Annotated in this window: 21 protein-coding genes and 1 pseudogene; 13 read left to right on the top strand and 9 right to left on the bottom strand. The window is 71.0% G+C overall.

The annotated features are described in order from the left end of the window. The first annotated feature begins 57 nt into the window (after nucleotides 1–57). The gene (locus ACIQ7M_RS36365) at nucleotides 58–1275 is read left to right on the top strand and encodes a DUF6457 domain-containing protein (RefSeq protein ID WP_403652350.1); all 1218 of its coding nucleotides are present in this window, start codon (nucleotides 58–60) and stop codon (nucleotides 1273–1275) included. After that, nucleotides 1272–2738 carry a molybdopterin molybdotransferase MoeA gene (locus ACIQ7M_RS36360; protein ID WP_403652258.1) on the top strand — a complete coding sequence of 489 codons (1467 nt, stop codon included), beginning with the start codon at nucleotides 1272–1274 and terminating at the stop codon, nucleotides 2736–2738. The genes ACIQ7M_RS36365 and ACIQ7M_RS36360 overlap by 4 nt, the downstream gene beginning before the upstream one ends. Nucleotides 2739–2859: 121 nt before the next feature. Here ACIQ7M_RS36360 and ACIQ7M_RS36355 read toward each other — a convergent pair whose 3' ends face one another. Both ACIQ7M_RS36355 and ACIQ7M_RS36350 read right to left on the bottom strand, forming a co-directional pair. Beyond that, nucleotides 2860–3969 (bottom strand): potassium channel family protein, encoded by a 1110-nt coding sequence (locus ACIQ7M_RS36355; RefSeq protein WP_403652255.1) that lies wholly within the window; start codon nucleotides 3967–3969, stop codon nucleotides 2860–2862. Between the two features lie 283 nt (nucleotides 3970–4252). Then, a complete protein-coding gene (locus tag ACIQ7M_RS36350) occupies nucleotides 4253–4561 on the bottom strand; it encodes a hypothetical protein (protein ID WP_403652252.1) in 309 nt (102 codons plus the stop codon). Between ACIQ7M_RS36350 and ACIQ7M_RS36345 the strand changes: the two genes are divergently transcribed. The 3 genes and pseudogenes from ACIQ7M_RS36345 (at nucleotide 4560) to ACIQ7M_RS36335 (ending at nucleotide 7306) form a co-directional block, all read left to right on the top strand. Then, nucleotides 4560–5474: an alcohol dehydrogenase catalytic domain-containing protein gene (locus ACIQ7M_RS36345; RefSeq protein WP_403652249.1), complete on the top strand. Its 915-nt coding sequence runs from the start codon at nucleotides 4560–4562 to the stop codon at nucleotides 5472–5474. The two genes, ACIQ7M_RS36350 and ACIQ7M_RS36345, sit on opposite strands and share 2 nt — an antisense overlap. A gap of 128 nt (nucleotides 5475–5602) precedes the next feature. Beyond that, nucleotides 5603–6295, top strand: a pseudogene (locus ACIQ7M_RS36340) (potassium channel family protein); the annotation flags it as partial. Between the two features lie 30 nt (nucleotides 6296–6325). Continuing rightward, nucleotides 6326–7306 carry an NAD(P)H-quinone oxidoreductase gene (locus ACIQ7M_RS36335; protein ID WP_403652246.1) on the top strand — a complete coding sequence of 327 codons (981 nt, stop codon included), beginning with the start codon at nucleotides 6326–6328 and terminating at the stop codon, nucleotides 7304–7306. A gap of 75 nt (nucleotides 7307–7381) precedes the next feature. Here ACIQ7M_RS36335 and ACIQ7M_RS36330 read toward each other — a convergent pair whose 3' ends face one another. Further along, nucleotides 7382–8239 (bottom strand): hypothetical protein, encoded by an 858-nt coding sequence (locus tag ACIQ7M_RS36330; protein WP_403652243.1) that lies wholly within the window; start codon nucleotides 8237–8239, stop codon nucleotides 7382–7384. A gap of 228 nt (nucleotides 8240–8467) precedes the next feature. Between ACIQ7M_RS36330 and ACIQ7M_RS36325 the strand changes: the two genes are divergently transcribed. After that, nucleotides 8468–9010, top strand: a complete 543-nt coding sequence (locus tag ACIQ7M_RS36325; protein WP_355765130.1) for a bacterial proteasome activator family protein — start codon at nucleotides 8468–8470, stop codon at nucleotides 9008–9010. 119 nt (nucleotides 9011–9129) lie between these two features. On the opposite strand, the gene ACIQ7M_RS36320 is transcribed toward ACIQ7M_RS36325, so the two are convergent. Beyond that, nucleotides 9130–10746 (bottom strand): protein kinase domain-containing protein, encoded by a 1617-nt coding sequence (locus tag ACIQ7M_RS36320; protein WP_355765127.1) that lies wholly within the window; start codon nucleotides 10744–10746, stop codon nucleotides 9130–9132. Nucleotides 10747–11061: 315 nt separating this feature from the next. Between ACIQ7M_RS36320 and ACIQ7M_RS36315 the strand changes: the two genes are divergently transcribed. Next, nucleotides 11062–12624 (top strand): protein kinase, encoded by a 1563-nt coding sequence (locus ACIQ7M_RS36315; RefSeq protein WP_403652238.1) that lies wholly within the window; start codon nucleotides 11062–11064, stop codon nucleotides 12622–12624. A gap of 138 nt (nucleotides 12625–12762) precedes the next feature. Here the strand turns inward: ACIQ7M_RS36315 and ACIQ7M_RS36310 are convergent, their stop codons facing one another. Further along, the gene (locus ACIQ7M_RS36310) at nucleotides 12763–13425 is read right to left on the bottom strand and encodes a response regulator transcription factor (RefSeq protein ID WP_355765121.1); all 663 of its coding nucleotides are present in this window, start codon (nucleotides 13423–13425) and stop codon (nucleotides 12763–12765) included. Nucleotides 13426–13837: 412 nt separating this feature from the next. On the opposite strand from ACIQ7M_RS36310, the gene pdhA reads away from it, so the two are divergent. From pdhA to ACIQ7M_RS36295, 3 genes are read left to right on the top strand one after another with little or no spacing between them, the layout of a single operon-like run. Continuing rightward, nucleotides 13838–15067 carry a pyruvate dehydrogenase (acetyl-transferring) E1 component subunit alpha gene (gene pdhA / locus ACIQ7M_RS36305; RefSeq protein WP_355765119.1) on the top strand — a complete coding sequence of 410 codons (1230 nt, stop codon included), beginning with the start codon at nucleotides 13838–13840 and terminating at the stop codon, nucleotides 15065–15067. A gap of 2 nt (nucleotides 15068–15069) precedes the next feature. Further along, nucleotides 15070–16050 (top strand): alpha-ketoacid dehydrogenase subunit beta, encoded by a 981-nt coding sequence (locus ACIQ7M_RS36300; RefSeq protein ID WP_355765116.1) that lies wholly within the window; start codon nucleotides 15070–15072, stop codon nucleotides 16048–16050. A gap of 9 nt (nucleotides 16051–16059) precedes the next feature. Beyond that, nucleotides 16060–17514 (top strand): dihydrolipoamide acetyltransferase family protein, encoded by a 1455-nt coding sequence (locus ACIQ7M_RS36295; protein WP_403652233.1) that lies wholly within the window; start codon nucleotides 16060–16062, stop codon nucleotides 17512–17514. Nucleotides 17515–17608: 94 nt separating this feature from the next. Here ACIQ7M_RS36295 and ACIQ7M_RS36290 read toward each other — a convergent pair whose 3' ends face one another. Then, nucleotides 17609–18505 (bottom strand): D-alanyl-D-alanine carboxypeptidase family protein, encoded by an 897-nt coding sequence (locus ACIQ7M_RS36290; RefSeq protein WP_403652230.1) that lies wholly within the window; start codon nucleotides 18503–18505, stop codon nucleotides 17609–17611. Between the two features lie 202 nt (nucleotides 18506–18707). Here ACIQ7M_RS36290 and ACIQ7M_RS36285 point away from each other — a divergent pair, with 202 nt between their 5' ends. Next, a complete protein-coding gene (locus tag ACIQ7M_RS36285; protein WP_355765108.1) occupies nucleotides 18708–19382 on the top strand; it encodes a GntR family transcriptional regulator in 675 nt (224 codons plus the stop codon). After that, nucleotides 19379–20677, top strand: coding sequence for a nitrate/nitrite transporter (locus ACIQ7M_RS36280; RefSeq protein WP_403652227.1), 1299 nt, complete (start codon nucleotides 19379–19381; stop codon nucleotides 20675–20677). The genes ACIQ7M_RS36285 and ACIQ7M_RS36280 overlap by 4 nt, the downstream gene beginning before the upstream one ends. A gap of 96 nt (nucleotides 20678–20773) precedes the next feature. Here the strand turns inward: ACIQ7M_RS36280 and ACIQ7M_RS36275 are convergent, their stop codons facing one another. Beyond that, nucleotides 20774–21598 carry a maleylpyruvate isomerase family mycothiol-dependent enzyme gene (locus ACIQ7M_RS36275; protein WP_355765103.1) on the bottom strand — a complete coding sequence of 275 codons (825 nt, stop codon included), beginning with the start codon at nucleotides 21596–21598 and terminating at the stop codon, nucleotides 20774–20776. A 154-nt stretch (nucleotides 21599–21752) separates the two neighbouring features. Here ACIQ7M_RS36275 and ACIQ7M_RS36270 point away from each other — a divergent pair, with 154 nt between their 5' ends. Further along, on the top strand, nucleotides 21753–22568 hold the full coding sequence (locus tag ACIQ7M_RS36270) for a carbon-nitrogen family hydrolase (protein ID WP_403652223.1): 816 nt from the start codon (nucleotides 21753–21755) through the stop codon (nucleotides 22566–22568). 120 nt (nucleotides 22569–22688) lie between these two features. Here ACIQ7M_RS36270 and ACIQ7M_RS36265 read toward each other — a convergent pair whose 3' ends face one another. Together ACIQ7M_RS36265 and ACIQ7M_RS36260 are read right to left on the bottom strand one after the other, a co-directional pair. Beyond that, on the bottom strand, nucleotides 22689–23183 hold the full coding sequence (locus tag ACIQ7M_RS36265; RefSeq protein ID WP_261706493.1) for an LURP-one-related/scramblase family protein: 495 nt from the start codon (nucleotides 23181–23183) through the stop codon (nucleotides 22689–22691). After that, the gene (locus tag ACIQ7M_RS36260; protein ID WP_403652220.1) at nucleotides 23180–24223 is read right to left on the bottom strand and encodes a helix-turn-helix domain-containing protein; all 1044 of its coding nucleotides are present in this window, start codon (nucleotides 24221–24223) and stop codon (nucleotides 23180–23182) included. Before ACIQ7M_RS36260 ends, ACIQ7M_RS36265 begins: the two co-directional genes overlap by 4 nt. Between the last annotated feature and the right edge of the window lie 26 nt (nucleotides 24224–24249).

Below are 24249 nucleotides of genomic sequence, written 5' to 3'. Positions count from 1 at the left end.
CCGGGCGGCCGCGACCGGCGGGGCACCCGCGGCGCCGATGCCGGGTACGACGCCGTCGTGCTCGCGGGCGGTGCCGCCCGGCGGCTCGGCGGCGAGGACAAGCCCGGCGTGCGGGTGGGCGGCCGGACGCTGCTGGACCGGGTGCTGGCCGCCTGCGCCGATGCCACCCGCACGGTGGTCGTGGCCGGGCCCAGGCCCACGGCACGCCCCGTGGAGTGGGCCCGCGAGGACCCGCCCGGCGGGGGACCGCTCGCCGCGCTGGACGCCGGGCTGCGGCACACCGCGGCGCCGTACGTCCTCGTGCTCTCGGCGGACCTGCCGTTCCTGGAGGAGAAGACGGTCCGGCGCCTGCTGGACACCCTCCGCACCGCCGGCCCGTCCGAGCCCCCGCCCCTTCTCGAAGCACCGGATCCGACCTGTGCCGGACCCGGCACCCACGCGGAGGGACCGGACACCCGTGACGAGGCGGCGGACGCCCGCGCGGAGGAGTCCGAAACCCGTCCGGAGGCGCCCGGATCCCTTCCGGAGCGGCCCGGAATCCGCCCGGAGGCGGCAGGAACCCGTCCGGGGGCGCCCGATCGCCCCGACCTCGGGCGTGCCGCCCACTTCGACGGACCCGGCACCCCTGACCAGGGCCCTGGCACCCGTGCCGAGAAGCCCGGCACCCGTCACGCCGGGCAGGGCACCAGCGTCGACGACGCCGGCAACCGCTTCGACGGTGTTCTTCTCGTCGATCCCGAGGGGCGGGATCAGCCCCTTGTGGCCGCCTACCGCGCCGACGCGCTGCGCCGCGAGCTGGGCGTGCTCGCCGCCGAGCACGGGAGCCTCTCCGGGCTGCCGCTGCGGCGGCTCGTCGCCGCACTCGACCTCACTCGCATCGCCGATCCCGTCGCGTCCTTCGACTGCGACACCTGGGACGACATCGCCGCCGCTCGGGCACGCATCAGGGAGCATGGGCACGTGCTGGATGAATGGATTTCCGCAGTCAAGGACGAACTGGGCATCGACCTGGACGTCGACACCGGTGTGCTGCTCGACCTGGCCCGTGACGCCGCGCACGGCGTCGCCAGGCCGGCCGCGCCACTGACCACGTTCCTCGTCGGATACGCGGCCGCGCGGGCCGGCGGAGGCCCGGAAGCGGTCGCCGACGCCTCCCGCAAGGCCGCCGCCCTCGCGCTCCGCTGGGCCGACGAGGACGCGCCCGAAGCCGCGCCGGACGCCGCGTCGCCCGGCTCCACGACCGCCACGACCGCCACCGAGCCGGACGCCGGATGACCGCCGCCCGCTCCACCCGGGACAGTCAGGACAGCCAGGTCGGCCAGGACGCGGACGACTTCGACGTCGAGGAGGCGCTCGCCCTGGTCAAGGGCACGGGCGCCCGCCCGTCCGGCGGGGCCGGCCGGGCGGAGCGCGCAGTCCCGGGCCCCCAGGGAAGCGACCCGGCGGCGGCCCCGTCGCCCGGCGCGCAGAACAGCGACGAGGGCAAGCCCACCCGGCATCGGTCCACCCCGTGGCCGGAGGCCCGGGCCGTCGCCGAGCGAGCCGCCCGCTCCCTGGCCCGCCACACCCCCGTTTCGGTCCCCCTGGAGGCCTCCCTGGGCCTCGTCCTCGCCGCACCCCTGACCGCGCTCACCGACCTGCCCTCCTTCGACACCTCCGCCATGGACGGCTGGGCGGTCGCCGGACCCGGCCCCTGGGAGGTACGGGAGGACGGCGTCCTCGCCGGGCACGCGGAACCGGAGCGGCTCGGCGACGGAGAGGCGGTCCGGATCGCCACCGGGGCACGGGTGCCGAGGGACGCCACGGCCGTCCTGCGCAGCGAACACGGCCGCCTCGACGCCAAGGGCCGACTCCACGCGAGCGCCGCGCAGGAGCCGTCACCCGCGCGTTCCCGGGGTGTCCTGGCGCTCGTGCACGGACAGGACATCCGCCCGCGCGGCCAGGAATGCCGCAGCGGCGACCAACTGCTGCCGCCCGGATCCCTGGTCACCCCCGCCGTGCTGGGCCTCGCGGCGGCCGCCGGCTACGACACGCTCACCGTCCTCCCCCGGCCGCGCGCCGAAGTTCTCGTGCTCGGCGACGAGTTGCTCACCGAGGGACTGCCCCGGGAAGGGCTCATCCGGGACGCGCTCGGCCCGATGCTGCCGCCGTGGCTGCGGGCGCTGGGCGCCGAGGTCGTCGCGGTGCGCCGGATCGGCGACGACGCCAAGGCGCTGCACAAGGCGATCACCGGCTCCCGGGCCGATCTGATCGTCACCACCGGCGGCACGGCCGGCGGACCCGTCGACCATGTCCACCCCACCCTGCGCCGGATCGGCGCCGAACTGCTGGTGGACAGCGTCAAGGTGCGGCCGGGACACCCGATGCTGCTGGCCCGCACCCACGAGAACCAGCACCTCGTCGGCCTGCCCGGCAACCCCCTGGCCGCCGTCTCCGGGCTGCTCACCCTGGCCGAGCCGCTGCTGCGCACGCTGGCCGGACGCACGGCGCCGGAGCCGTACACGCTGCCGCTCGGGGAAGCCGTGCAGGGGCACCCGTACGACACCCGGCTCATCCCCGTCTCGCTGCGCGGTGAGCGGGCCGCACCGCTGCACTACAACGGCCCGGCGATGCTGCGCGGTATCGCGGCCGCCGACGCGCTCGCGGTCGTACCGCCGGGCGGTGCCCGTGCCGGACAGGAGCTGGACCTCATCGACCTGCCCTGGGCCGTCGCGGGGATCGACGCGTGCTTCGCCTGAGCCGGTCGAGGGTGTGCGTGGCATGAACGCGAGCGGGGAGTGTTTCACGTGAAACTTCCGGGCGACGACACGATCGCCCGCCGGGCGGACGAACCCCACGGCAGGCGTGCGCATTGCCTGATCAGCGGGTAGGTACCGCCTGCCTGATCGAGATCACGCGGTCTCCGGCCTGGAGGCTTGCGGCCTCCGGTTCGGTGTAGTCGTAGACCTTCTTCCGGCGTACGACGGCCACGACCAGATCCGTGCAGTCCCGAGGCGATCGACCGAGCTCATCCGCTGCTACGGGACGCTCCACTAGGTCGAGTCCGCGCCCGTACGTCATCAGATTCTCAAGGGTGTCCGCGACGTGGGGATTGGCCACGGACGCACCGAGGAGGCGTCCCGCGGAACTGGAGCTGAGGACGACCGTGTCGGCGCCGCTCTGCTTCAACAGCGGAAGGTTCTCGTCCTCGCGTACCGCGGCGACGATGGTTGCGTGCTTGTTGAGCTGACGCGCGGTCAGGGTGACCAACGCCGCGGTGTCGTCGCGCTGTGGAGCGACGATCACCTGTACAGCGCTGTGCAGCTCCGCCTTTCGAAGGGTGTCCGATCGGGTGGCATCACCGAGTACCGACACGAGCCCGTCACTGCTGGCGGCCTCCGTGGCCGACCGTTCGGGATCGACGACCACGATCTTGTCCTTGCGGATGCCCTGTCCCAGAAGCGCTTCGATGGCGTGCCGCCCCTTGGTCCCGTAGCCGACGACGACTACGTGGTCCCGCAGACGGGAACGCCAGCGGTGGACGCGCACCTGCTGGCGGGTGCGCTCGGTGAGCACTTCGAGAGTGGTGCCGACCAGGATGATCAGGAACAGCACGCGCAAGGGCGTGATGATGAAGATGTTGACGAGCCGTGCGGTGTCGCTCACCGGGGTGATGTCGCCGTATCCCGTGGTGGAGAGAGTGACCGTCGCGTAGTAGGCGGCATCGAGGAAGTCCACGCTGCCGTTCGCGTTGTCGTTGTAGCCGTCACGGTCGAACCAGACCACGAGCGTCGTGACGAGAAGGATCAACAGGGCCATGGCCAAGCGCCGTAGGACCTGTTGAAGGGGCGGCACGCTGCGGGCGACGGGCATCGTGATGGATCGTCCGGCCTCGGCGTCGTCCAGGGCTTCCGCCCGTGACCGGTACCAGAGAGACCGGAGGATCGAGAACTTCCCGGTCCTGGACGGTGATTTCTTCTCGTCGTTCATTGCCTGTCCTCTGCGACGGCGCTCTGGTCGGCCAGCATGGCGACCATGATCTCGGGCGATCCTGCACCAGCGGTGAACCGCGGACCCGGCGCGCCCCCTTTCGCCCGCCATGAGCGCGTGCCCACAGATCCGACCCGGCGCACGCACCGATCGCGCGCGATGGGTCACGGTGAGTACGCCTTTCCCCTGCCGGGGGAGCGTCGAGTCGCGGTGACAGGGCCCTCCGGGTCTGCACGGCGTCCCGGGGAGGCGCATCCTGAAGGGGTTGGGGTGAAGGAACCTCTCACGAGCGCAGAGCAACCTCATCATGGAGGCTCGTCCCGGTGACGCGGTCGAAGCCCGCGGTCGCGCGTCGGTCGTCGATGCCCGCACCGGAGGATCCATCCATCAGCGTCTCGATCTCCGCCCCGGCGCCCGTCGCGCCACGCACCTGCCGGGGCTCGCACGGACGGGCACGCGCTGCCGCGCATCTCCGCGCGGAACAGCCGGGGCGTCCGGTGGAGCCGGCGATGTCGATGGACGGCCCGGGAGTTCGGCGTGCCGCGTGCAGGCGAACAGCGATCTCCCCCGCCAGGACAGGAGCGTCTGCCATGTCGAACTACAACGTCATCGAGGTCGCCCCGGACGGCTCGCTGTGGTCGGCGGAACGGGAACTGGCCGAGCCCGCCGCGGGACACGTGCGCGTCCGGGTCGAGGCGTGCGGGGTCTGCCACTCCGACAGCTTCACCGTGCAACCGCACGACCCCGCACAGAGGTCTCCGATTCCAGGGCACGAAATCGTCGGGGTGATCGACGCGCTGGGGCCCGAGGTGGAGGGCTGGTCGACCGGGCAACGCGTCGGAGTCGGGTTCCTCGGTGGTCACTGCGGGGTGTGCCAGTCCTGCCGGATGGGGAACTTCGTCGCGTGCACCGACCAGCCGCAGACCGGCGTGGGTGTCGACGGCGGGTACGCCGAAGTCGTCTACGCGCGGGCGACCGGCCTCGTCGCGATCCCGGACGAGCTGACCCCGGCCGAGGCGGCGCCGCTGCTGTGCGCGGGCTTCACGACGTTCAACGCGCTTCTCAAGGCGAACACCAAGGCCGACGACCTGGTGGCCATCCAGGGCATCGGCGGCCTCGGACACCTGGGTATCCAGTACGCGGCCAGGATGGGCCTGCGGGTCGTCGCCGTCGCACGCGGCACCGCCAAGGAGAAGCCGGCCCGCGAGCTCGGCGCGCAGCACTACATCGACTCCACCGTGACGGACCCCGGTGAGGAACTCGGCAAGCTCGGCGGTGCGCAGGTCGTCATCGCGACAGCTGCCGCCGGCGACATCTCCCCCTGCTCAACGGTCTTGCCAGCGGTGGACGACTCGTGGTCGTGGGGGCGTCCGACGAACCGGTCAAGGTCACCCCGATGCAGCCCGTCTTCGGCGACGTGCGGATCATGGGATCCCTCACCGGAAGCGCCGTCCAGAACGAGAACAACCTCCGATTCGCCACGGACCAAGGGATCCGGGCGATGATCGAGACCCGGCCCATGAGCGAAGCGGCCGAGGCGTACGAGCGGATGGCCGACGGAGACGCCCGCTTCCGCATGGTGCTCACCGTCTGACAGGTCATTGTCCAAGCAGTGAAGGTCCTTTCGAGAAAGCGCTGGAGGGCGGCTTTGAGGGAGCACACCGTCGTTGTCGGGTTCGGGACCAAGGGGCGGTCGGCCATCGAGGCCGTCTGCGCGAGCGGGCTCAAGAAGGAGCAGGTCGTGGTCGTCGACCCGAGTTCCGGGGTGGTCGACGCGGCGACGGCCGAGGGGTACGCGGGAGTAGTCGGGGACGCCACGCGCAGCGATGTGCTGATGCGCGCCGAGCTCCACAAGGCACGGCAGGTCATCATCGCCACCCAGCGGGACGACACCGCCGTCCTGGTCACGCTGACGGCGCGGCAGCTCAACCGCGGGGCGAAGATCGTCGCCGCCGTCCGCGAGGAGGAGAACGCGCCGCTGCTGCGGCAGTCCGGTGCCGACGCGGTCATCACCAGCGCCAGCGCGGCCGGCCGGCTGCTCGGGCTCTCCGTGCTCAGCCCCGCCGCGGGCATGGTGATGGAGGACCTGATCCATCGGGGCAGCGGGCTCGACATCGTGGAGCGGCCCGTCACGAAGGCCGAGGTCGGCATGAGCGCCCGCGGCACCGCAGACCTGGTGGTCAGCGTCGTACGAGGTCATCGCGTGCTCGGATACGACGATCCGGACGCCGGCGCGCTGGAGTTGACCGACCGGCTGATCACGATCACGCGGGTCTCGCGCGGTACGCGGGCGGCGCCGGACATTCGGCCCCTGCCGCAGGAGTAGGCGACACCTCTCAGGAGTAGCGTCCCTCTCATGTACGCGATCACGATTCCTGAACCTGGTGGGCCCGAGGCGCTGGTGTGGGACGAGGTTCCCGATCCGGTGCCGGGCGAGGGCGACGTGCTGATCGAGGTGGTGGCCAGCGCCGTCAACCGCGCCGATCTGCTGCAACGGCAGGGCCTGTACAACCCGCCGCCCGGTGCCTCCCCCTACCCCGGACTCGAATGCTCGGGGCGCGTCGCCGCGGTCGGACCGGGCGTCATCGGCTGGTCGGTCGGCGACGAGGTGTGCGCGCTGCTCTCGGGCGGCGGATACGCCCAGAAGGTCGTTGTCCCGGCCGGACAGTTGCTGCCCGTGCCCGCGAGGCTGGACGTCCGGCAGGCGGCGGCGCTGCCCGAGGTGACGTGCACGGTCTGGTCGAACGTCTTCATGGTCTCCCACCTGCGCCCCGGCGAGACCCTGCTCGTGCACGGCGGCTCCAGCGGCATCGGCACCATGGCGATCCAGCTCGCGAAGGCCGTGGGCGCCAAGGTCGCGGTCACGGCGGGCACCAAGGAGAAGCTGGACTTCTGCGCGGAGCTGGGCGCGGACATCCTGATCAACTACCGCGAGCAGGACTTCGTCGAGGAGATCGGGCGGGCCACCGGAGGGGCGGGTGCCGACGTCATCCTCGACAACATGGGAGCCAAGTACCTCGACCGGAACGTGCGCGCGCTCGCCGTCAACGGCCGGCTCGCCATCATCGGCATGCAGGGCGGCATCACGGCGGAGCTGAACATCGCCGCTCTCCTGAGCAAGCGTGCCGCGATCAGCGCGACCTCGCTGCGTGCCAGGCCGCTCGGCGAGAAGGCCGCCATCGTGGCGGCCGTGCGTGAGCACGTGTGGCCGCTGATCGACTCCGGCCGTGTCCGGCCGGTCGTCGACCGTGAGCTGCCCATGAGCGACGCGGCGGGCGCGCACCGGGTCCTGGAGGAGAGCAGCCACATCGGAAAGGTGCTGCTCGTCGCCCCCTAGGGCCTGTCTGACAATTCCCGTCCGCCCGGCCCTGGAGGGCCTGCTCGGCCGCGACGGTCGCCCTCCGGGGGCGGCTCAGCCGTTGCGTACCCGCAGGCCCAGGAAGGCCATGGCCAGTCCCAGGCCGATGAGGATCAGGCCGCTGCCCAGCGGCAGGATCGCCAGGTTTCCCTCGGGCGTGCCCACGACGCTCTGCTGGACGGGGGCCGCGTTGTCGCCCGAGGGGTCGGTGGCCTCGGTCGGCTCCGTGATCGTGGTGTCCGCGGCGGGGGCCGTGTCCTGGAGGTCCGGGCTGTCGGAGTCCTGGCTGTCCCGGCCGTCCGGAGTGTCCTGCTCCGGACGGCCGGGCCGCTCGCGTCCCTCGCCCGCGTAGCTGCCCGCGCGGGAGCGGGAGGGGTCCGCCGTCGGGGTGGGGCGGGCCGGGTCGGAGGCCGTGGGACCGGCCGCGTCCGAGGCGGTGGGCCCCTGAGCGGACGGCGCGGACGGCGTGGAAGGAACGGGCGGGGTGGTCCGTCCGGGTGACGGACGCGGTGATCCGGTCCCCGGGGTGGCCGGTGTGGACGGGGCGGGCGTGGTGGTGACACCCGCGGAAGGAGCGGGCGAGTCGCTGCCGAGGGTGGGCTGAGCCGGTGACGTGCCGGCGGGAGTCGACGGCCCCCGCGAGACAGCGGCCGCGCCGCCCCGGGAGCCGGCCCCGGTGGCGGGCGCGAGGCTCCCGGAGCGGACCTGGACGACGGGCCCGTGGCCCCCGGAGCCGGCCGGGACCACGGACGTGTGGCCCCCGGTAGTCGCGAGGGTTCCGGACCTGGTCGCGGCCGTGGACGAGAAGCTCCCGGAGACCGCCGGAGCGGCATGGGTGACGGGGGCGGCGCCGGTCAGCAGGGCCGCCGCGAGGAGTCCGGCCGTGGGCAGGGTGCGCAGCCTTGGAGTCACGTCGGTGACCCCCTCCCGGAACGGTTCGCCAAGACGGGTGCCGTGATCGACGCAACCAGCCTCACATGACGTCGTGATCCCGGCATCTCGACAGAAAGTGACGTCATTCGCGCACTTCAGAGGCCGTGGCACCCCTTCATTTCGCCAACTGGGCCGACGTAGGTGGTGGATCACCGTGTACGGGGGGCACCACCGTGATGGAGTACATGGGTGCGAGAGAATGGCGGCATGGAGATGCCGAGGAACGAACGGTCGCCGGAGAACCCTCAGATCCTGGTCGTCGGACAGGACGGGATGGCGCTCGGCGGCACCGGGGACGAGGAGTCCCGCGAGATCCCGGTGACGGAGATGGTGGAACAGCCTGCCAAGGTGATGCGCATCGGCAGCATGATCAAGCAGCTGCTGGAGGAAGTGCGCGCCGCTCCCCTGGACGAGGCCAGCAGGGTCCGCCTCAAGGAGATCCACGCGAGTTCCGTCAAGGAGCTGGAGGACGGTCTCGCTCCGGAGCTCGTGGAAGAACTGGAGCGCCTCTCCTTGCCCTTCACGGACGAGGGGACCCCCAGCGACGCCGAACTGCGGATCGCGCAGGCTCAGTTGGTGGGCTGGCTGGAAGGGCTCTTCCACGGGATCCAGACGACCCTGTTCGCCCAGCAGATGGCGGCCAGGGCGCAGCTGGAGCAGATGCGCCGTGCGCTTCCGCCGGGTGTCGGCGGCCTGGAGGGCGACGAGGACCCCCGTACGGGTGGCCGTTCGGGCGGGCCGTACCTGTAACCACGCGGGTCATCGAGCCACCGCCCCGTCACCCCGGCGTCGCGCGGTCACCACCTACAAGAAACGGGCCCGGCACTCAAGTGCCGGGCCCGTTCCCGATGCCGCTTCCCCTCGGGACCCTAGGAGGGGTCGCCCGAGGACACCTTGAGCTCGATCTCGGGCATCTTCTTGGGGTCGACGTCGTCACCGGCGGAGGGGAACTGGTCCATGATCGTGTCCTCGCCGTACGTGTTCTCGTCCACCCGCGTGATCTTCATCTGCCAACCGGCGGCCTGGAAGCAGGACTTCACCGAGGTGAGGTTCTTGAAGTGGAAGTCGGGGACCTCGATCTTCTTCGGGTCGTTGTACGACTCCGTCGGGTCCGTGCACTTCTCGGTGTCGATCGTCTTCGACGTGTCCGGACCCTTGTGGCCCTCGACCGCGGTGGCCGACGAACTGGCGGTGCTGTCGCCGCCGCCCTTGTCGTCGTCGCCGCTCCCGCCGTTCAGCGTGAGCGCCGTGATCAGACCGCCGATCGCGATGAGCGCGACCAGGACCGAGCCGACCACCACCGACTTGTTGCTCCCGCCGCGTCCCTGGCCGCCCGCGGGCTGGGGCGAGAGGTTGTACGGGGGAGGCGTGGAGACACCGTGCTGCCCGGAGTACGCGGAGGTCTGCGGCGGAGTCGGGTAGCCGCCCTGCTGCGGGTAGCCGTACGCCGGTGCGGGCGTCGGCGTGCCGTACGGGTTCGGCTGGTACGGCGTCTGCACGGGCCCGGGGGCCGGGGTGCCCTGGTCGACCGGCGGGAAGACGGCGGATCCGACGCCCGAACCGCTCGGCGTCTGGGCGCCCGGCACGATGTTCGGTGCGGCGGCCTGGAACGACTGGGCGACCCGGAGGCACTCGTCGCGCATGATCTCGGCGCTCGGGAAGCGCTCGTTCGGGTTCTTCTTCAGCGCGCGGGCGATCAGCGCGTCCACCGCCGGGGGCAGTGAGCGGTTGACCGAGGAGGGCGCGACCGGCTCCTCCTGGACGTGCGCGTACGCGATCGCCAGCGGGGAGTCCGCCTCGAACGGCAGCCGCCCGGTGACGAGCTGGAACAGCATGATGCCGACCGAGTACAGGTCGGACCGGGCGTCGACGCCCCGGCCGAGGGCCTGCTCAGGGGAGAGGTACTGCGGGGTGCCGACGACCATGCCGGTCTGCGTCATGGAGGTGACGCCGGACTGCATGGCGCGGGCGATGCCGAAGTCCATGACCTTGACGATGTTGCGCTTGGTCATCATCACGTTGCCGGGCTTGATGTCCCGGTGGACCAGGCCCATCTCGTGGCTGATCTCCAGGGCCGCCAGGACGTCCGCGGTGATCTTCAGGGCCTTGTCTGCGGGCATCGCGCCGTACTGCTGGATGTCCGCGTCGAGGACCGAGCCGAGCGGCTTGCCCTCGATGTACTCCATGACGATGTACGGCGTCGTCATGCCGTCGAGGTCGTCCTCGCCGGTGTCGAACACCGAGACGATGTTCGTGTGGGTGAGCTTGGCCACCGACTGGGCCTCGCGGCGGAAGCGCTCGCGGAAGGCCTGTTCCCGGCCGAGTTCGGTGTGCAGGGTCTTGATCGCGACCTGCCGGTCGAGCACCGAGTCGTAGGCGAGATGCACCGAGGCCATACCGCCCTCGCCGAGCAGATCGCGCAACTGGTAGCGGCCGCCGGCGACCGCGCGCCCCGCGTACCGGCCCTGTGCGCCGTCCTGGCTCATCTTCTGCGTCCCCCGCGGCATCGGTGATCGATTGGCTTATTCCGGGCCAAGTCTGCCCGAGGGCACGGACACGTCAAGCTCGGTGCCCGTTCCGTGACCGTCTGAGAAAGAAGCGTCGCGGAAGCGTTACAGGTGACGTACGCCCGGTACACGGAATGTGCACCGACCGACTTCGACGGACTTCGACGGAACGGGACGGCCGGTCCATCTCACGCTCATCTCGGACCGGCGCCCCACGCGAAGCCTGTAGCGTGGCCCGACGGAGACCGTAACAACCACCGCGCAGACCGCGGGCAGAAACGACGGCGAGGACTGATGGCACAGCAGCAGCGCGCTCAGGGCCCGTCCGACCCCGAGGCGACTGGCGGCGGTATGTCAGATGCGCCGGAGATGTGGGGTAACGGCGGGCTGGTCGGCGACGGCCGGTATCGGCTGACACACCGGCTCGGCCGGGGCGGCATGGCCGAGGTGTTCGCCGCGGAGGACGTGCGCCTGGGACGGACCGTGGCGGTGAAGCTGCTCCGTTCCGATCTGGCCGAGGACCCCGTGTCCAAGGCGCGTTTCACACGCGAGGCACAGTCGGTCGCGGGGCTCAACCATCACGCGGTCGTGGCTGTGTACGACTCCGGCGAGGACGTGGTCGGGCACGGCGTCGTCCCGTACATCGTCATGGAGATCGTCGAGGGTCACACGATCCGCGATCTGCTGATCAACGCCGAGGCCCCCGGGCCCGAGCAGGCGCTGATCATCGTCTCCGGTGTCCTCGAGGCGCTGGCCTATTCGCACCAGCACGGGATCGTGCACCGCGACATCAAGCCGGCGAACGTGATCATCACGGAGACCGGCGCGGTCAAGGTGATGGACTTCGGCATCGCGCGTGCCCTGCACGGCGCGCAGTCGACGATGACCCAGACCGGCATGGTCATGGGCACCCCGCAGTACCTCTCCCCGGAGCAGGCGCTCGGCAAGGCCGTCGACCACCGCTCCGACCTGTACGCGACCGGCTGTCTGCTCTACGAACTCCTCGCGCTGCGGCCCCCGTTCACCGGCGAGACCCCGCTGTCGGTGGTCTACCAGCACGTCCAGGACATCCCGCTGCCTCCCTCGGAGGTCTCGGGCGAGGTGCCGCCGGAGCTCGACGGGCTCGTCATGCGCGCCCTCGCCAAGGATCCGGACGACCGCTTCCAGACCGCCGAGGAGATGCGCGGACTCGTCCAGTACGCGCTCCAGATGCTGTACGACCAGGGCAGCCACACCGGCACCTGGAACACCGGCCCGGTCACCATGCACGAGGGGCCGCACGGCCAGGGAGCCGGTTTCGCCGGCACGGCCTCGCTGCCGCACCCCGGCGACTACGGCACCACGCAGATCCCGGCACCGCTCATCCCGGCCTACGGGGCCGGTGACGACGGCGGCTTCGAGGGGCACGGCAACCGGGGCAGCGGCCGCGGCAAGCTGTGGCTCCTCGCGCTCTTCGCGGTGATCGCCATCGCCGGCGGTGTCGCGCTCGCGTTCCACAACATGGGCAACGGCTCGGGTTCGGGCACCGGCACCACGCCGACGCCGACCGTCTCGCACTCCAGCAAGCAGGACGACTCCAGCGATCAGCCCACCGACGACTCGACGGGCCAGTCCTCGGACGACGGCACGTCGGACGACTCGACCAACACCGGCGACACCACGGACTACCCCCCGTCGTACGAGCCGACCCGGAACGCCACCACGCCGGAGCCGACGGACGAGCCGACGGGCGAGCCGACGAAGACCGCGCCGACCACGGCGGAACCGAGCACCCCGACGACGCCGACGGACGAGCCGGAGTCCAGCGAGCCGGCCGGCGGCGGCACCGAGTCGCCCGCCGCGGGCGACGGGGGCTGACCCGCTCCGGTACTCCCGGGTCCGTCCGGGACCCGGGAGAGCGGATTCTTTCCGTCCGCTTCCTTCCGCCCGCTTCTTTCCGTCCGGTCTCCGTAAAGGGGTCACCGGCCCCCAAAGGGGCCACAAACCCCTGCTCACTCAAGGATGTCGCTGTTCCGCCTGTTTGCGGGCCACGTAGGCGGCCGCCTGCGACCTGCGCTGCATTCCCAGTTTGGACAGCAGGCTCGACACGTAATTCTTGATCGTTTTCTCGGCCAGGTGCAGTCGCTCCCCGATCTGGCGATTGGTGAGCCCCTCGCCGATCAGATCGAGGATTCTGCGTTCCTGGTCGGTGAGACGGGAGAGCCGGCCGTTGTCCTTGCCGCCGCCGTCCCGCAGCCTTTCCAGGACGCGCGCGGTGGCCACCGGGTCCAGCAGGGATTTTCCGGCGGCGACGTCCCGTACGGCCGTGAGCAGCTCATGGCCACGAATCGCCTTGAGGACATAGCCCGAGGCGCCCGCCATGATCGCGTCGAAGAGGGCCTCGTCGTCGGCGTACGAGGTCAGCATCAGGCATTTGATGTCCTCGTTCGCGGAGCGGACCTCGCGGCAGACCTCCACCCCGCTGCCGTCCGGGAGGCGTACGTCCAGGACGGCCACGTCCGGGCGGGTGGCCGGGATCCGCACCAGTGCGTCGGCCGCCGTACCCGCTTCCCCCACCACTTCGAGGTCGTCCTCGACCGAGATCAGTTCGTGGACACCGCGGCGGACCACTTCGTGGTCATCGAGGAGGAATACCGTGATTTTCCCGATTTCACGCACGCTGTCAGTCTCACACACGGCCCTGTGCATTGCCCCAGGTGAGCTCTTCCCGAGTCCGGGGTGGCCGGGATAACGTGCCAGGGTTCCGGCCCCCTGCAAGGCTGTGACCAGTGCTGTGACCAGCGACTGTTCCGATCTGCTCGATCTAGTAGGAAATCCACGTTTCCAGGTACTTGGATTTCCTATGAAAATCGCAGGTCAGGAGGGGTTTCACAGAAATGTGAAGCACTGGGTAACGTGGCAGTTGCAGGGCGCTCGCCGGGGCACCTGTCACGCCTGTTCCCGGCCGAGTGGCACCCACCCCGTGCACGGGTGCCGGAACAGGCGAGCCGCTCTCCCGAGCTCGAACCGCGAGCGAGGGGGACCCCAGCCTTCCGGCAACCCCGGGGGCCGGACCGACGGAGGAGCACACGTGACCGTGGAGAGCACTGCCGCGCGCAAGCCGCGACGCAGCGCCGGTACGAAGAGCGCCGCGAGCGCCAGTACGACCGGTACCAAGAGCGCCGCGAGCAGGAGCGCCGGCGCGGCCGCCAAGAAGTCGCCCGCGGCGACCGGCGGCGAGCCGGAGCTCGTTCAGCTGCTGACCCCGGAAGGCAAGCGGGTCAAGGACGCCACGTACGACCCGTACGTCGCCGACATCACCCCCGAGGAGCTGCGCGGCCTGTACCGGGACATGGTCCTGAGCCGCCGCTTCGACGCGGAGGCCACCTCCCTGCAGCGCCAGGGCGAGCTGGGCCTGTGGGCCTCGATGCTCGGCCAGGAGGCCGCGCAGATCGGCTCCGGCCGCGCCACCCGCGACGACGACTACGTCTTCCCGACCTACCGCGAGCACGGCGTCGCCTGGTGCCGCGGCGTCGACCCGACCAACCTGCTCGGCATGTTCCGGGGTGTGAACAACGGCGGCTGGGACCCGAACGGCAACAACTTCCACCTGTACACGATCGTCATCGGCTCGCAGACGCTGCACGCCACCGGCTATGCCATGGGCATCGCCAAGGACGGCGCCGACTCGGCCGTGATCGCGTACTTCGGTGACGGCGCCTCCAGCCAGGGCGACGTCATGGAGGCCTTCAACTTCGGCGCCGTCTACAACGCGCCGGTCGTGTTCTTCTGCCAGAACAACCAGTGGGCGATCTCCGAGCCGACCGAGCGCCAGATGCGTGTGCCGCTCTACCAGCGCGCTCAGGGCTTCGGCTTCCCGGGCGTCCGCGTCGACGGCAACGACGTCCTCGCCTGCCTCGCGGTCACCAAGTGGGCGCTGGAGCGGGCCCGCAGCGGCGAGGGTCCCACCCTGGTGGAGGCCTTCACCTACCGCATGGGCGCGCACACCACCTCCGACGACCCGACCAAGTACCGGGCCGACGAGGAGCGCGAGGCGTGGGAGGCCAAGGACCCGATCCTGCGCCTGCGCGCCTACCTGGAGTCCGCGAACCACGCGGACGAGGCGTTCTTCGCGGAACTCGAGGCCGAGAGCGAGACGTTGGGCAAGCGAGTGCGCGATGTCGTGCGGGCCATGCCCGACCCGGATCACCTCGCCATCTTCGAGAACGTGTACGCGGACGGGCACGCGCTCGTCGACGAGGAGCGCGCCCAGTTCGCCGCCTACCAGGCGTCGTTCACGGACGCCGGGGAGGGCAAGTAGCCATGACGACGGAAAAGATGGCGCTGGCCAAGGCGATCAACGAATCGCTGCGCACGGCTCTCGAAGCCGACCCCAAGGTCCTCATCATGGGCGAGGACGTCGGCAAGCTCGGCGGTGTCTTCCGGGTCACCGACGGGCTCCAGAAGGACTTCGGCGAGGAGCGGGTCATCGACACCCCGCTCGCCGAGTCGGGCATCGTCGGCACCGCGATCGGCCTGGCCCTGCGCGGCTACCGCCCGGTCGTGGAGATCCAGTTCGACGGATTCGTCTTCCCGGCGTACGACCAGATCGTCACCCAGCTCGCGAAGATGCACGCGCGGGCACTCGGCAAGATCAAGCTCCCCGTCGTCATCCGCATCCCGTACGGCGGCGGCATCGGCGCGGTCGAGCACCACTCGGAGTCCCCGGAGGCGCTGTTCGCGCACGTGGCGGGCCTGAAGGTGGTCTCTCCCTCGAACGCCGGCGACGCCTACTGGATGATGCAGCAGGCCATCCAGAGCGACGACCCGGTGATCTTCTTCGAGCCCAAGCGGCGCTACTGGGACAAGGCCGAGGTCAACAAGGACGCCATCCCGGGTCCGCTGCACAAGGCGCGGGTGGCGCGCGAGGGCAGCGACCTCACGCTGGTCGCGTACGGCCCGATGGTGAAGGTCTGCCTGGAGGCCGCCGCGGCCGCCCAGGAGGAGGGCAAGTCGATCGAGGTCCTGGACCTGCGCTCGATGTCCCCGATCGACTTCGACTCGATCCAGGCCTCGGTCGAGAAGACCCGCCGCCTGGTCGTCGCGCACGAGGCACCGGTGTTCCTGGGGACGGGCGCGGAGATCGCGGCCCGCATCACGGAGCGGTGCTTCTACCACCTGGAGGCGCCCGTTCTGCGGGTCGGCGGCTACCACGCCCCGTACCCGCCGGCCCGCCTGGAGGAGGAGTACCTTCCGGGCCTGGACCGGGTGCTCGACGCCGTCGACCGCTCGCTGGCGTACTAGGAGAGAGTCGTGACGACGATGACTGAGAACGCGTCGGGACTCCGCGAGTTCAAGATGCCCGATGTGGGCGAGGGACTCACCGAGGCGGAGATCCTCAAGTGGTACGTCCAGCCCGGTGACAAGGTCACCGACGGGCAGGTCGTCTGCGAGGTCGAGACCGCCAAGGCCGCGGTCGAACTGCCGATCCCGTACGACGGTGTGGTGAGCGAACTCCGCTTCCCCGAGGGCACGACGGTGGACGTCGGCCAGGTGATCATCGCGGTGGACGTGTCCGCCGGCGCGGCGCCCGCGCCGGCGGCCCCGGCCGCCGAACAGGCCCCCGCCGCCCCCGCGGAAGCCCCCGCCGAGGAGGCTCAGCCCGAGGGCCGCAAGCCGGTGCTCGTCGGGTACGGCGTGGCGGAGTCCTCCACCAAGCGGCGCCCCCGCAAGGGCGCCGGGACCCCCGCCCAGCAGGGCGAGACGCTCTACGCGGCCACCGCGATCCAGGGCGAGCTCAACGGCCACGGCCACGGCACCGCGCCCGCCCAGCAGCGGCCGCTCGCCAAGCCCCCGGTCCGCAAGCTCGCCAAGGACCTCGGCGTCGACCTGGCGACGGTCACCCCGTCGGGCCCGGACGGCATCATCACGCGGGAGGACGTCCACGCGGCGGCCGCCCCGGCGCAGGCGCCCGCTCCCCTCGCGGCCCCGGCTCCCGCAGCCGTCCCGCAGGCCCCGGTCCAGGTCCAGCCGCAGGCCCCGGCCCCGGCCGCGTCGTTCGACGGCGCGCGTGAGACCCGGATCCCCGTCAAGGGCGTCCGCAAGGCGATCGCCACCGCCATGGTCGGGTCCGCGTTCACCGCGCCGCACGTCACGGAGTTCGTGACGCTCGACGTGACGCGCACGATGCGGCTGGTCGAGGAGCTCAAGCAGGACAAGGACATGCAGGGGCTGCGGGTCAATCCGCTGCTGCTGGTGGCCAAGGCCCTGCTGGTCGCGATCAAGCGCAACCCGGACGTCAACGCGTCCTGGGACGAGGCCAACCAGGAGATCGTCCGGAAGCACTACGTGAATCTGGGCATCGCCGCGGCCACCCCCCGGGGTCTGATCGTGCCGAACATCAAGGACGCCCACAGCAAGACCCTGCCGCAGCTCGCCGAGTCGCTGGGCGAACTGGTGGCCACGGCCCGCGAGGGCAAGACCTCGCCGGCCGCGATGCAGGGCGGCACGGTGACGATCACCAACGTCGGCGTCTTCGGCGTCGACACGGGCACGCCGATCCTCAACCCCGGCGAGTCCGCGATCCTCGCGGTGGGCGCGATCAAGCCGCAGCCCTGGGTCCACAAGGGCAAGGTCAAGCCCCGTCAGGTCACCACGCTGGCGCTGTCCTTCGACCACCGCCTGGTCGACGGCGAGCTCGGCTCCAAGGTCCTCGCCGACACCGCGGCCGTCCTGGAGCAGCCCAAGCGGCTGATCACCTGGGCGTAGCCCGATCGGCCGGGGTCCGAGCCCGGACGCCAAAAGGAAGGGGCCTGCCGCGCGGTGCGCGGCAGGCCCCTCTTGCGTTCTGTACGTCCGCGCCCTAGCGGGCGAAGGCGTAGCTCATCAGCTTCTTGGCGTCGTTCGTGCGGTTGGTGATCGACGTGGAGGCGAGCACCGTGCCGATGACCGTCTTGCCGTTGCGCGTGGCGGCGAACACGAGGCAGTACTTCGCCTCGGGGCCCGAGCCGGTCTTGACGCCGATCGTGCCGGAGTAGCCGGTCAGCAGAGGCTTGTTGGTGTTCTCCCACGTGTAGTAGCGGTAGCCGCCACTCGCGGTCGTCACCTTCTGCTTGGTGGTGACGGTCTTGACGACCGTCTTGAACGTCGAGCTCTTCATGGCGCTGCTGGCGATCTTCGTCAGGTCGCGCGGCGTCGAGTAGTTGTTGCCGTTGCCGATGCCGTCGAACGAGTCGAAGTGCGTGTGCGTCAGGTGCAGGCTGGTCGCGGCCGCGTTCATCTTGCCGATGAACGACTTCACGCGGGCCGCGCGCGTCGTGCCCGAGCCGAACTTGTCGGCGAGCGCGTAGGCGGCGTCGCAGCCGGACGGCAGCATCAGACCGTAGAGGAGCTGACGGACGGTGACCTTGTCACCGACGATCAGGTGGGCCGAGGAGGCGGTGTTCGCGACGATGTAGTCGCTGTAGGCCTTCTGGACCGTGACCTTGGCGTCCAGGTTCAGGTTCGGCTGGGCCAGAACCACCTTGGCCGTCATGATCTTCGTCGTGGAGCCGGTGGACAGCTTGGTGTCCGCGGCCTTGGTGTACAGGGACGCGGCGGTCCCGTTGTTCATGACGTAGCCGCCCTTGGCGGTGATCGTGGGCGTGGCGACCGCGCCCGCCGGCGCGGCGCCGAAGGCTCCGGCGGCCAGCACGGCGCCGGTCGTGAGGGTCACAGCGGCGGCCCTGCGGAAACGCGTGCCCTTAATGCCGGTAATCAAAATGAACGCTCCGAATGCGCGAAATGCCCCTGAGAGAACGGCACGTAGGGATGCCGTCCCACGTTCAGACTCGCGGAGCGCGCAAAGGGATGTGCGGCAAACGCATGAAATTCACGTGACCTGGGTTACAGGCAGGGGCTGTTGGGGTCCGCATGCTGAAACGCCCGCGGGCATGCGTACGTGTTGTATCTATGATGTGCGCATGCCTTCAGCCCCTCCCGCGCCGACGCGGCCCCCCGTGAAGCAGCCGCCGGCGGCCGACCGCGTCTACGCCCACGTCAAGGACGGTGTCCTGGACCGCCGTTACGAGGGCGGGGCCCTGCTCACCGAGGGCGAACTCGCCGACGCGGTGGGGGTGTCGCGGACCCCCGTCCGGGAGGCGCTGCTCCGCCTGGAAGCCGAAGGGCTGATCAGGCTCTACCCGAAGAAGGGTGCGCTCGTCCTGCCGGTCTCCGCCCAGGAGATCGCCGACGTGGTCGAGACCCGCCAGCTCGTCGAGGAGCACGCCGCGCGCAAGGCCGTACCGGCGTCGCCGCAGCTCCTGGCCCGGCTGGAGGAACTGCTCGACCGGCAGAAGGAGCAGGCCGCCGCCGGGGACCTGGCCGGCGCCGCCGTCACCGACCGCTGTTTCCACGCGGAGATCGTCCGCAGCGGCGGCAACGAGATCCTCTCCCGGCTCTACGACCAACTCCGCGACCGGCAGCTCAGGATGGGAGTCGCCGTGATGCACGCCCACCCGGACCGGATCACCAAGACCCTCGTCGAGCACGAACAGATTCTCCAGGCACTGCGCTCCGGCGACGCCGACGCGGTCGTCGGCCTCATCCACGGACACGTGAGCTGGTTCTCCAACCTGGCGCGGGGCGAGGTCCGATGAGCTCCCCGGCCACGCTGCCCGGCGACCCGCCCGGCGGCCGGCGCGCGCTCGCCGTCTGGGGCATCGGCGTCTCGGTCTACTTCGTCGCGGTCATCTTCCGTACGTCCCTGGGGGTGGCCGGGCTCGACGCGGCGGACCGCTTCCACGTGGGCGCCTCCGCCCTGTCCACCTTCTCCATCCTCCAGCTCCTCGTGTACGCGGGCATGCAGATACCCGTCGGGCTCCTCGTCGACCGGCTCGGCACCAAGAAGGTGCTGACCATCGGCGTCCTGCTGTTCACGGCCGGACAACTGGGCTTCGCGTTCTCCTCGTCGTACGGCATGGCGCTCGCCTCGCGCGCCCTGCTGGGCTGCGGCGACGCGATGACGTTCATCAGCGTGCTGCGGCTCGGCACCCGGTGGTTCCCCGCCCGGCGCGGACCGCTCGTCGCACAGCTCGCGGGTCTGGCCGGCATGGCGGGCAACCTCGTCTCGACGCTCGTGATCGCCCGGCTGCTGCACGGCGTGGGCTGGACGGCCGCGTTCGCCGGCAGCGCCGCCGCCGGTGTGGTCGTCCTCGTCCTCCTGCTGCTGTTCCTGCGGGACCACCCCGAGGGCCACAACCCGGAGCCGTTCCCGCACCGGGGCGCCGCCTACGTCCGCCGGCAGATCCTCGCGTCCTGGCGGGAGCCCGGCACCCGGCTGGGTCTGTGGGTCCACTTCACCACCCAGTTCCCGGCGATGGTGTTCCTGCTGCTGTGGGGGATGCCGTTCCTCGTCCAGGCGCAGGGCCTCACGCGGGCCACGGCCGGTGAGCTGCTGACACTCGTCGTCCTGGCCAACATGGGCGCCGGGCTGGTGTACGGGCAGGTCGTCGCCCGGCACCACACCGCGCGGCTGCCGCTGGCCCTGGGCACGGTCGCGGCGACGGCCGTCGTGTGGGCGGGGGTGCTGGTGTACCCGGGCGAGCACGCGCCGATGTGGCTGCTGGTCGTGCTGTGCGTGGTGCTCGGGTTCTGCGGGCCGGCCTCGATGCTCGGCTTCGACTTCGCCCGGCCCGCGAACCCGCCGGAGCGTCAGGGAACCGCGTCCGGGATCACCAACATGGGCGGTTTCGTCGCCTCGATGACGACGCTGCTGGCCATCGGTGTCCTGCTCGACGCCACCGGCGACAACTACCGGATCGCCTTCTCCGCCGTGTTCGTGCTCCAGGCGCTCGGCCTCAGCCAGATCTTCCGGCTGCGCAAGGAGGCGGCCCGCCGGGAGCGGGAGCGGCTCGTGGCCAGCCGGGTGGAGACGGTGCACGTACCGGCGTGACCTCCGGGGGCCACGCAGTGCCGCGGAGCGGGACGGACGGAGGGCGGGGGAACGCCCCCGCCCCGTTGTCCGCGTCGCTCTTACGGCACTACGGCATTACGGCGTCACGGCGAGGTTGCGCAGGATCGCCGTCGTCAGTTCCGGGTCACCCTCGGCCTTGATGCGGTCGGACACGGTGTCGGGGTGGACGCGGCCACAGGTCAGCCGGACGAAGGTCTCCCAGTCGAGGGCGAGGCTGACGGCGGGACCGAGGGAGGGCGAACCGTCTATCGAGCCGCGCCCCTCGGCGTCCACGCGGACGGTGCGGAGGAACTCGACGGGACCGTGCACGTCGAAGACGACCGCGGAGTTCGCCGGTGCCCCCGCGTTCTTGGCGACGATCTTCGGCAGCGCGGCCAGGAGCTGGTCCCGCGCGATCTGTGAACCGGGGGAGTCGAGGTTGCCCGGCCGGCCCAGCGTGTACCGCAGGTCCTGCTCGTGCACCCACACGTCGAACGCGCGGTTGCGCATGGCGTGTTCCAGGGTGACCTCGGTGCCGAGCGGGCCCCGCACCTTCGCGTCGGGCTGCCGCGACTCGTTCCGGAGCTGCCGGTTGCGGCGGATGATCGTGTACTCCAGCTCGGAGGTCATCTCCGGCGCCGTGTGGTGACGGCGCACGTCGACCTGCATCTCCATGTACCGCTGGTGTTCGTTCGTCACGTGGTAGAGATCGCGGGGAAGCGTGTGGATCGGCCGCGGGTCGCCGAGCATCTCGCAGTCCAGCCCGATGACATGCGAGACGATGTCACGGACCGACCAGCCGGGGCACGGAGTCCGCCGGTTCCACTCGCCCTCCACAAGCGGCTGCACCAGCTCGGATATCGCTTCGATCGAGTGGGCCCAGGCGTCGGCGTAGGACTGAAGACTCGGATGCAGACTCACGGAACGGGACCCCTCGGGCGGTTGGACGCGGGCATTTCACAGGCAGCGGGTGTCTTGGGACGCTAAGTTACGCTGCTGTGAGGCACCCCGGCAGTGCTTTCGTGTGACGATCGTAGGCCCGTATCGACGGCTCGAATGCCAGGACGGTGGTAGTGTGCGCGCCTCGCTCCTCCAGATCGACGTAAACGACGACGAAACGGTCGCGGACCGTAGACACCGCGTGGCCGACCTGGTGCGGGATCAAGCCGGAGTCGATCTCGTCGTGCTCCCCGAACTGTGGACCACCGGCGCCTTCGCCTACGAGGAGTTCGGGACGCGGGCCGAGCCGCTGGACGGGCCGACCCACGAGGCGATGAGCAAGGCCGCCAGTGACGCGGGCGTGTGGCTGCACGCCGGCTCGATCCCCGAGCGCGCCGCCCCCGGGACCGGCCCGGAGACCGAGGCCCCCCTCTACAACACCTCCCTCGTCTACTCCCCCGCCGGCGAACGCGTCGCCGCCTACCGCAAGATCCACCGCTTCGGCTTCGACAAGGGCGAGGCCGTGCTGATGGGCGCGGGCACGGAGCTGGTGACCGTGCGGCTGCCGGAGACCGTCATCGGCGTCGCCACCTGCTACGACCTGCGGTTCCCCGAACTCTTCCGCGGACTCGTCGACGCGGGGGCGCAGACCTTCGTCCTCCCGGCAGGCTGGCCCGAGCGGCGCCGCTCCCACTGGACGCTGCTCGCCCAGGCGCGCGCCGTCGAGAACCAGGCGTACGTCCTCGCCTGCGGAACGGCCGGTACGCACGCGGGAGTTCCCCAGGCCGGTCACTCGATCGTGGTCGACCCGTGGGGCGAGGTCCTCGCCGAGGCGGGTCCGGGCGAGGAGATCCTCACCGTGGAGTTCGACCCGGCGAAGGTCGCGGAGACCCGGGAGCAGTTCCCGGCCCTGAAGGACCGCCTGCTGGGCCTGGACACCCCGGCCCGCTGACCCACGCCTCACCGGAGACCGGCCGGCGCCCGCCCCGCGGCGGACCGGCGGGCCCTCGTCCTGTCGCGGACCGGCCGGCCCCGCCCCGCCGCTGCCGGCCGGCCCTGTTCTCAGTCGTCCTCAGTCGTCCCCCCGTTCCTTCTCCGCCAGATGGATCACGCACACCGCGACCGCGATCAGCAGCGCCGGATCGGCGTCCTCCCGGACGACGTCGACGCCGTACGTGTCCCGCAGGTGGAGCCAGCGCCGGGAGATCTGGGCGAGGAGTTCGTTGTCGTAGTCGACGGCGAACTCGCGGTCGAGGATCTTGCCGCTGACGTCGAGTTCGGTGCCGTCGACCAGTGACACGCGGTAGTGATTGCGGAGCAGGGACAGCCGCTTGCGCTTGATGGTCGCGAGCGGGTCGCCGTCCCGCTCGATGATCATGGTGTCGCGCAGCGCGAGCATCTTCTGGTGGATGTCGATCAGGACGCGTCCGCGGGTGTCCTTGAGCTGGAAGGTGTCCCGCAGCCGCATGGCCTTGCCGTCGACGAGGAAGACCTTGTTGCCGTGGTCGTCCTCGATCCAGTAGTCGTCACCGAAACCGAGCAGCCGGTCGCGTACGAGGTATCTCATGCCGTCACCGGTTCCCCGGTGGGCGTTCCGAAACGCCGCCGGTAGGCCGACGGGCTGAGTCCGGTCGCCCGGCGCACCCGTTCGCGCAGGTTCGCGGCGGTCCCGAGTCCGCTGCGGTCCGCCACCACGTCGAGCCGGACCTCGCCGCGCTCGATGAGCCGGCAGGCGAGGGCGACGCGCTGCGCCGTCAGCCAGGCCAGCGGTGTCGTGCCGAGCTGGGCGCGGAAGCGGCGGTGCAGGGTCGCCGGGCTGACCGCGGCGTGCGCGGCGAGGCCACCGACCGTCAACGGCTCACCGAGCCGCTCCTGCGCCCAGGCCAGCAGGGGTGCCAGCGACGCGTCGGGCACGTCGGGCAGCGGCTGTCGCACGAACTGGCGCTGGCCCCCGTCGCGGTGCGCGGCGAACACCAGCCGGCGCGACACCGCGTTGGCGATCTCCGCGCCGTGGTCCCGGCGAACGAGATGCAGCCCGAGATCGAGCGCGGCCGCGCTGCCCGCCGCCGTCAGCACGTCCCCCTCGTCCACGAACAGCACGTCCGGGTCCAGCAGCACGGTCGGGTGCAGTTCCCGGAAGACGTCCGTCCAGCGCCAGTGCGTGGTGGCGCGGCGACCGTCGAGCAGCCCCGCCTCGGCGAGCGCGAAGGATCCGGTGCAGAAGCTCACCACCCGGGCGCCGCGTGCGTGGCCGCGCCGGATGGTGTCCAGGACGGAGGCCCGGCGCGGTACGACGTTCTCGGGGCGACCGGGGACGACGAGGGTGTCGGCGTCGTCCGCCGCGTCGAGACCGGGCACTCCGCCGAGCGTGAAGAACCCGTGGTTCATCTGGACGCCGGGCGTCGGTGCGCACAGGGTCAGCTCGTAGAGCGGTTCGGGACGACCCAGTTCGGGCCGGGGGAGCCCGAACAGCTCGGTCGCGACGCCGACTTCGAAGGGGTTCGTGCCCTCGTCGACGATGACGGCGACGCGATGCGGCCGCGACGCCGGTCCCCGTCCGGCCGACTGCTCCGGGGGGACGGCACGATGCGAGGATCCTTGCGGCATGAGCGATTTCTAGCACTCGCCGGGGT

The organism is Streptomyces sp. NPDC096324, from assembly GCF_044763015.1.
In the GTDB taxonomy this organism is placed as follows: domain Bacteria; phylum Actinomycetota; class Actinomycetes; order Streptomycetales; family Streptomycetaceae; genus Streptomyces.
The sequence above is the reverse complement of the archived record's forward strand: the minus strand, read 5'-3'. Positions and strand labels throughout refer to the sequence as shown.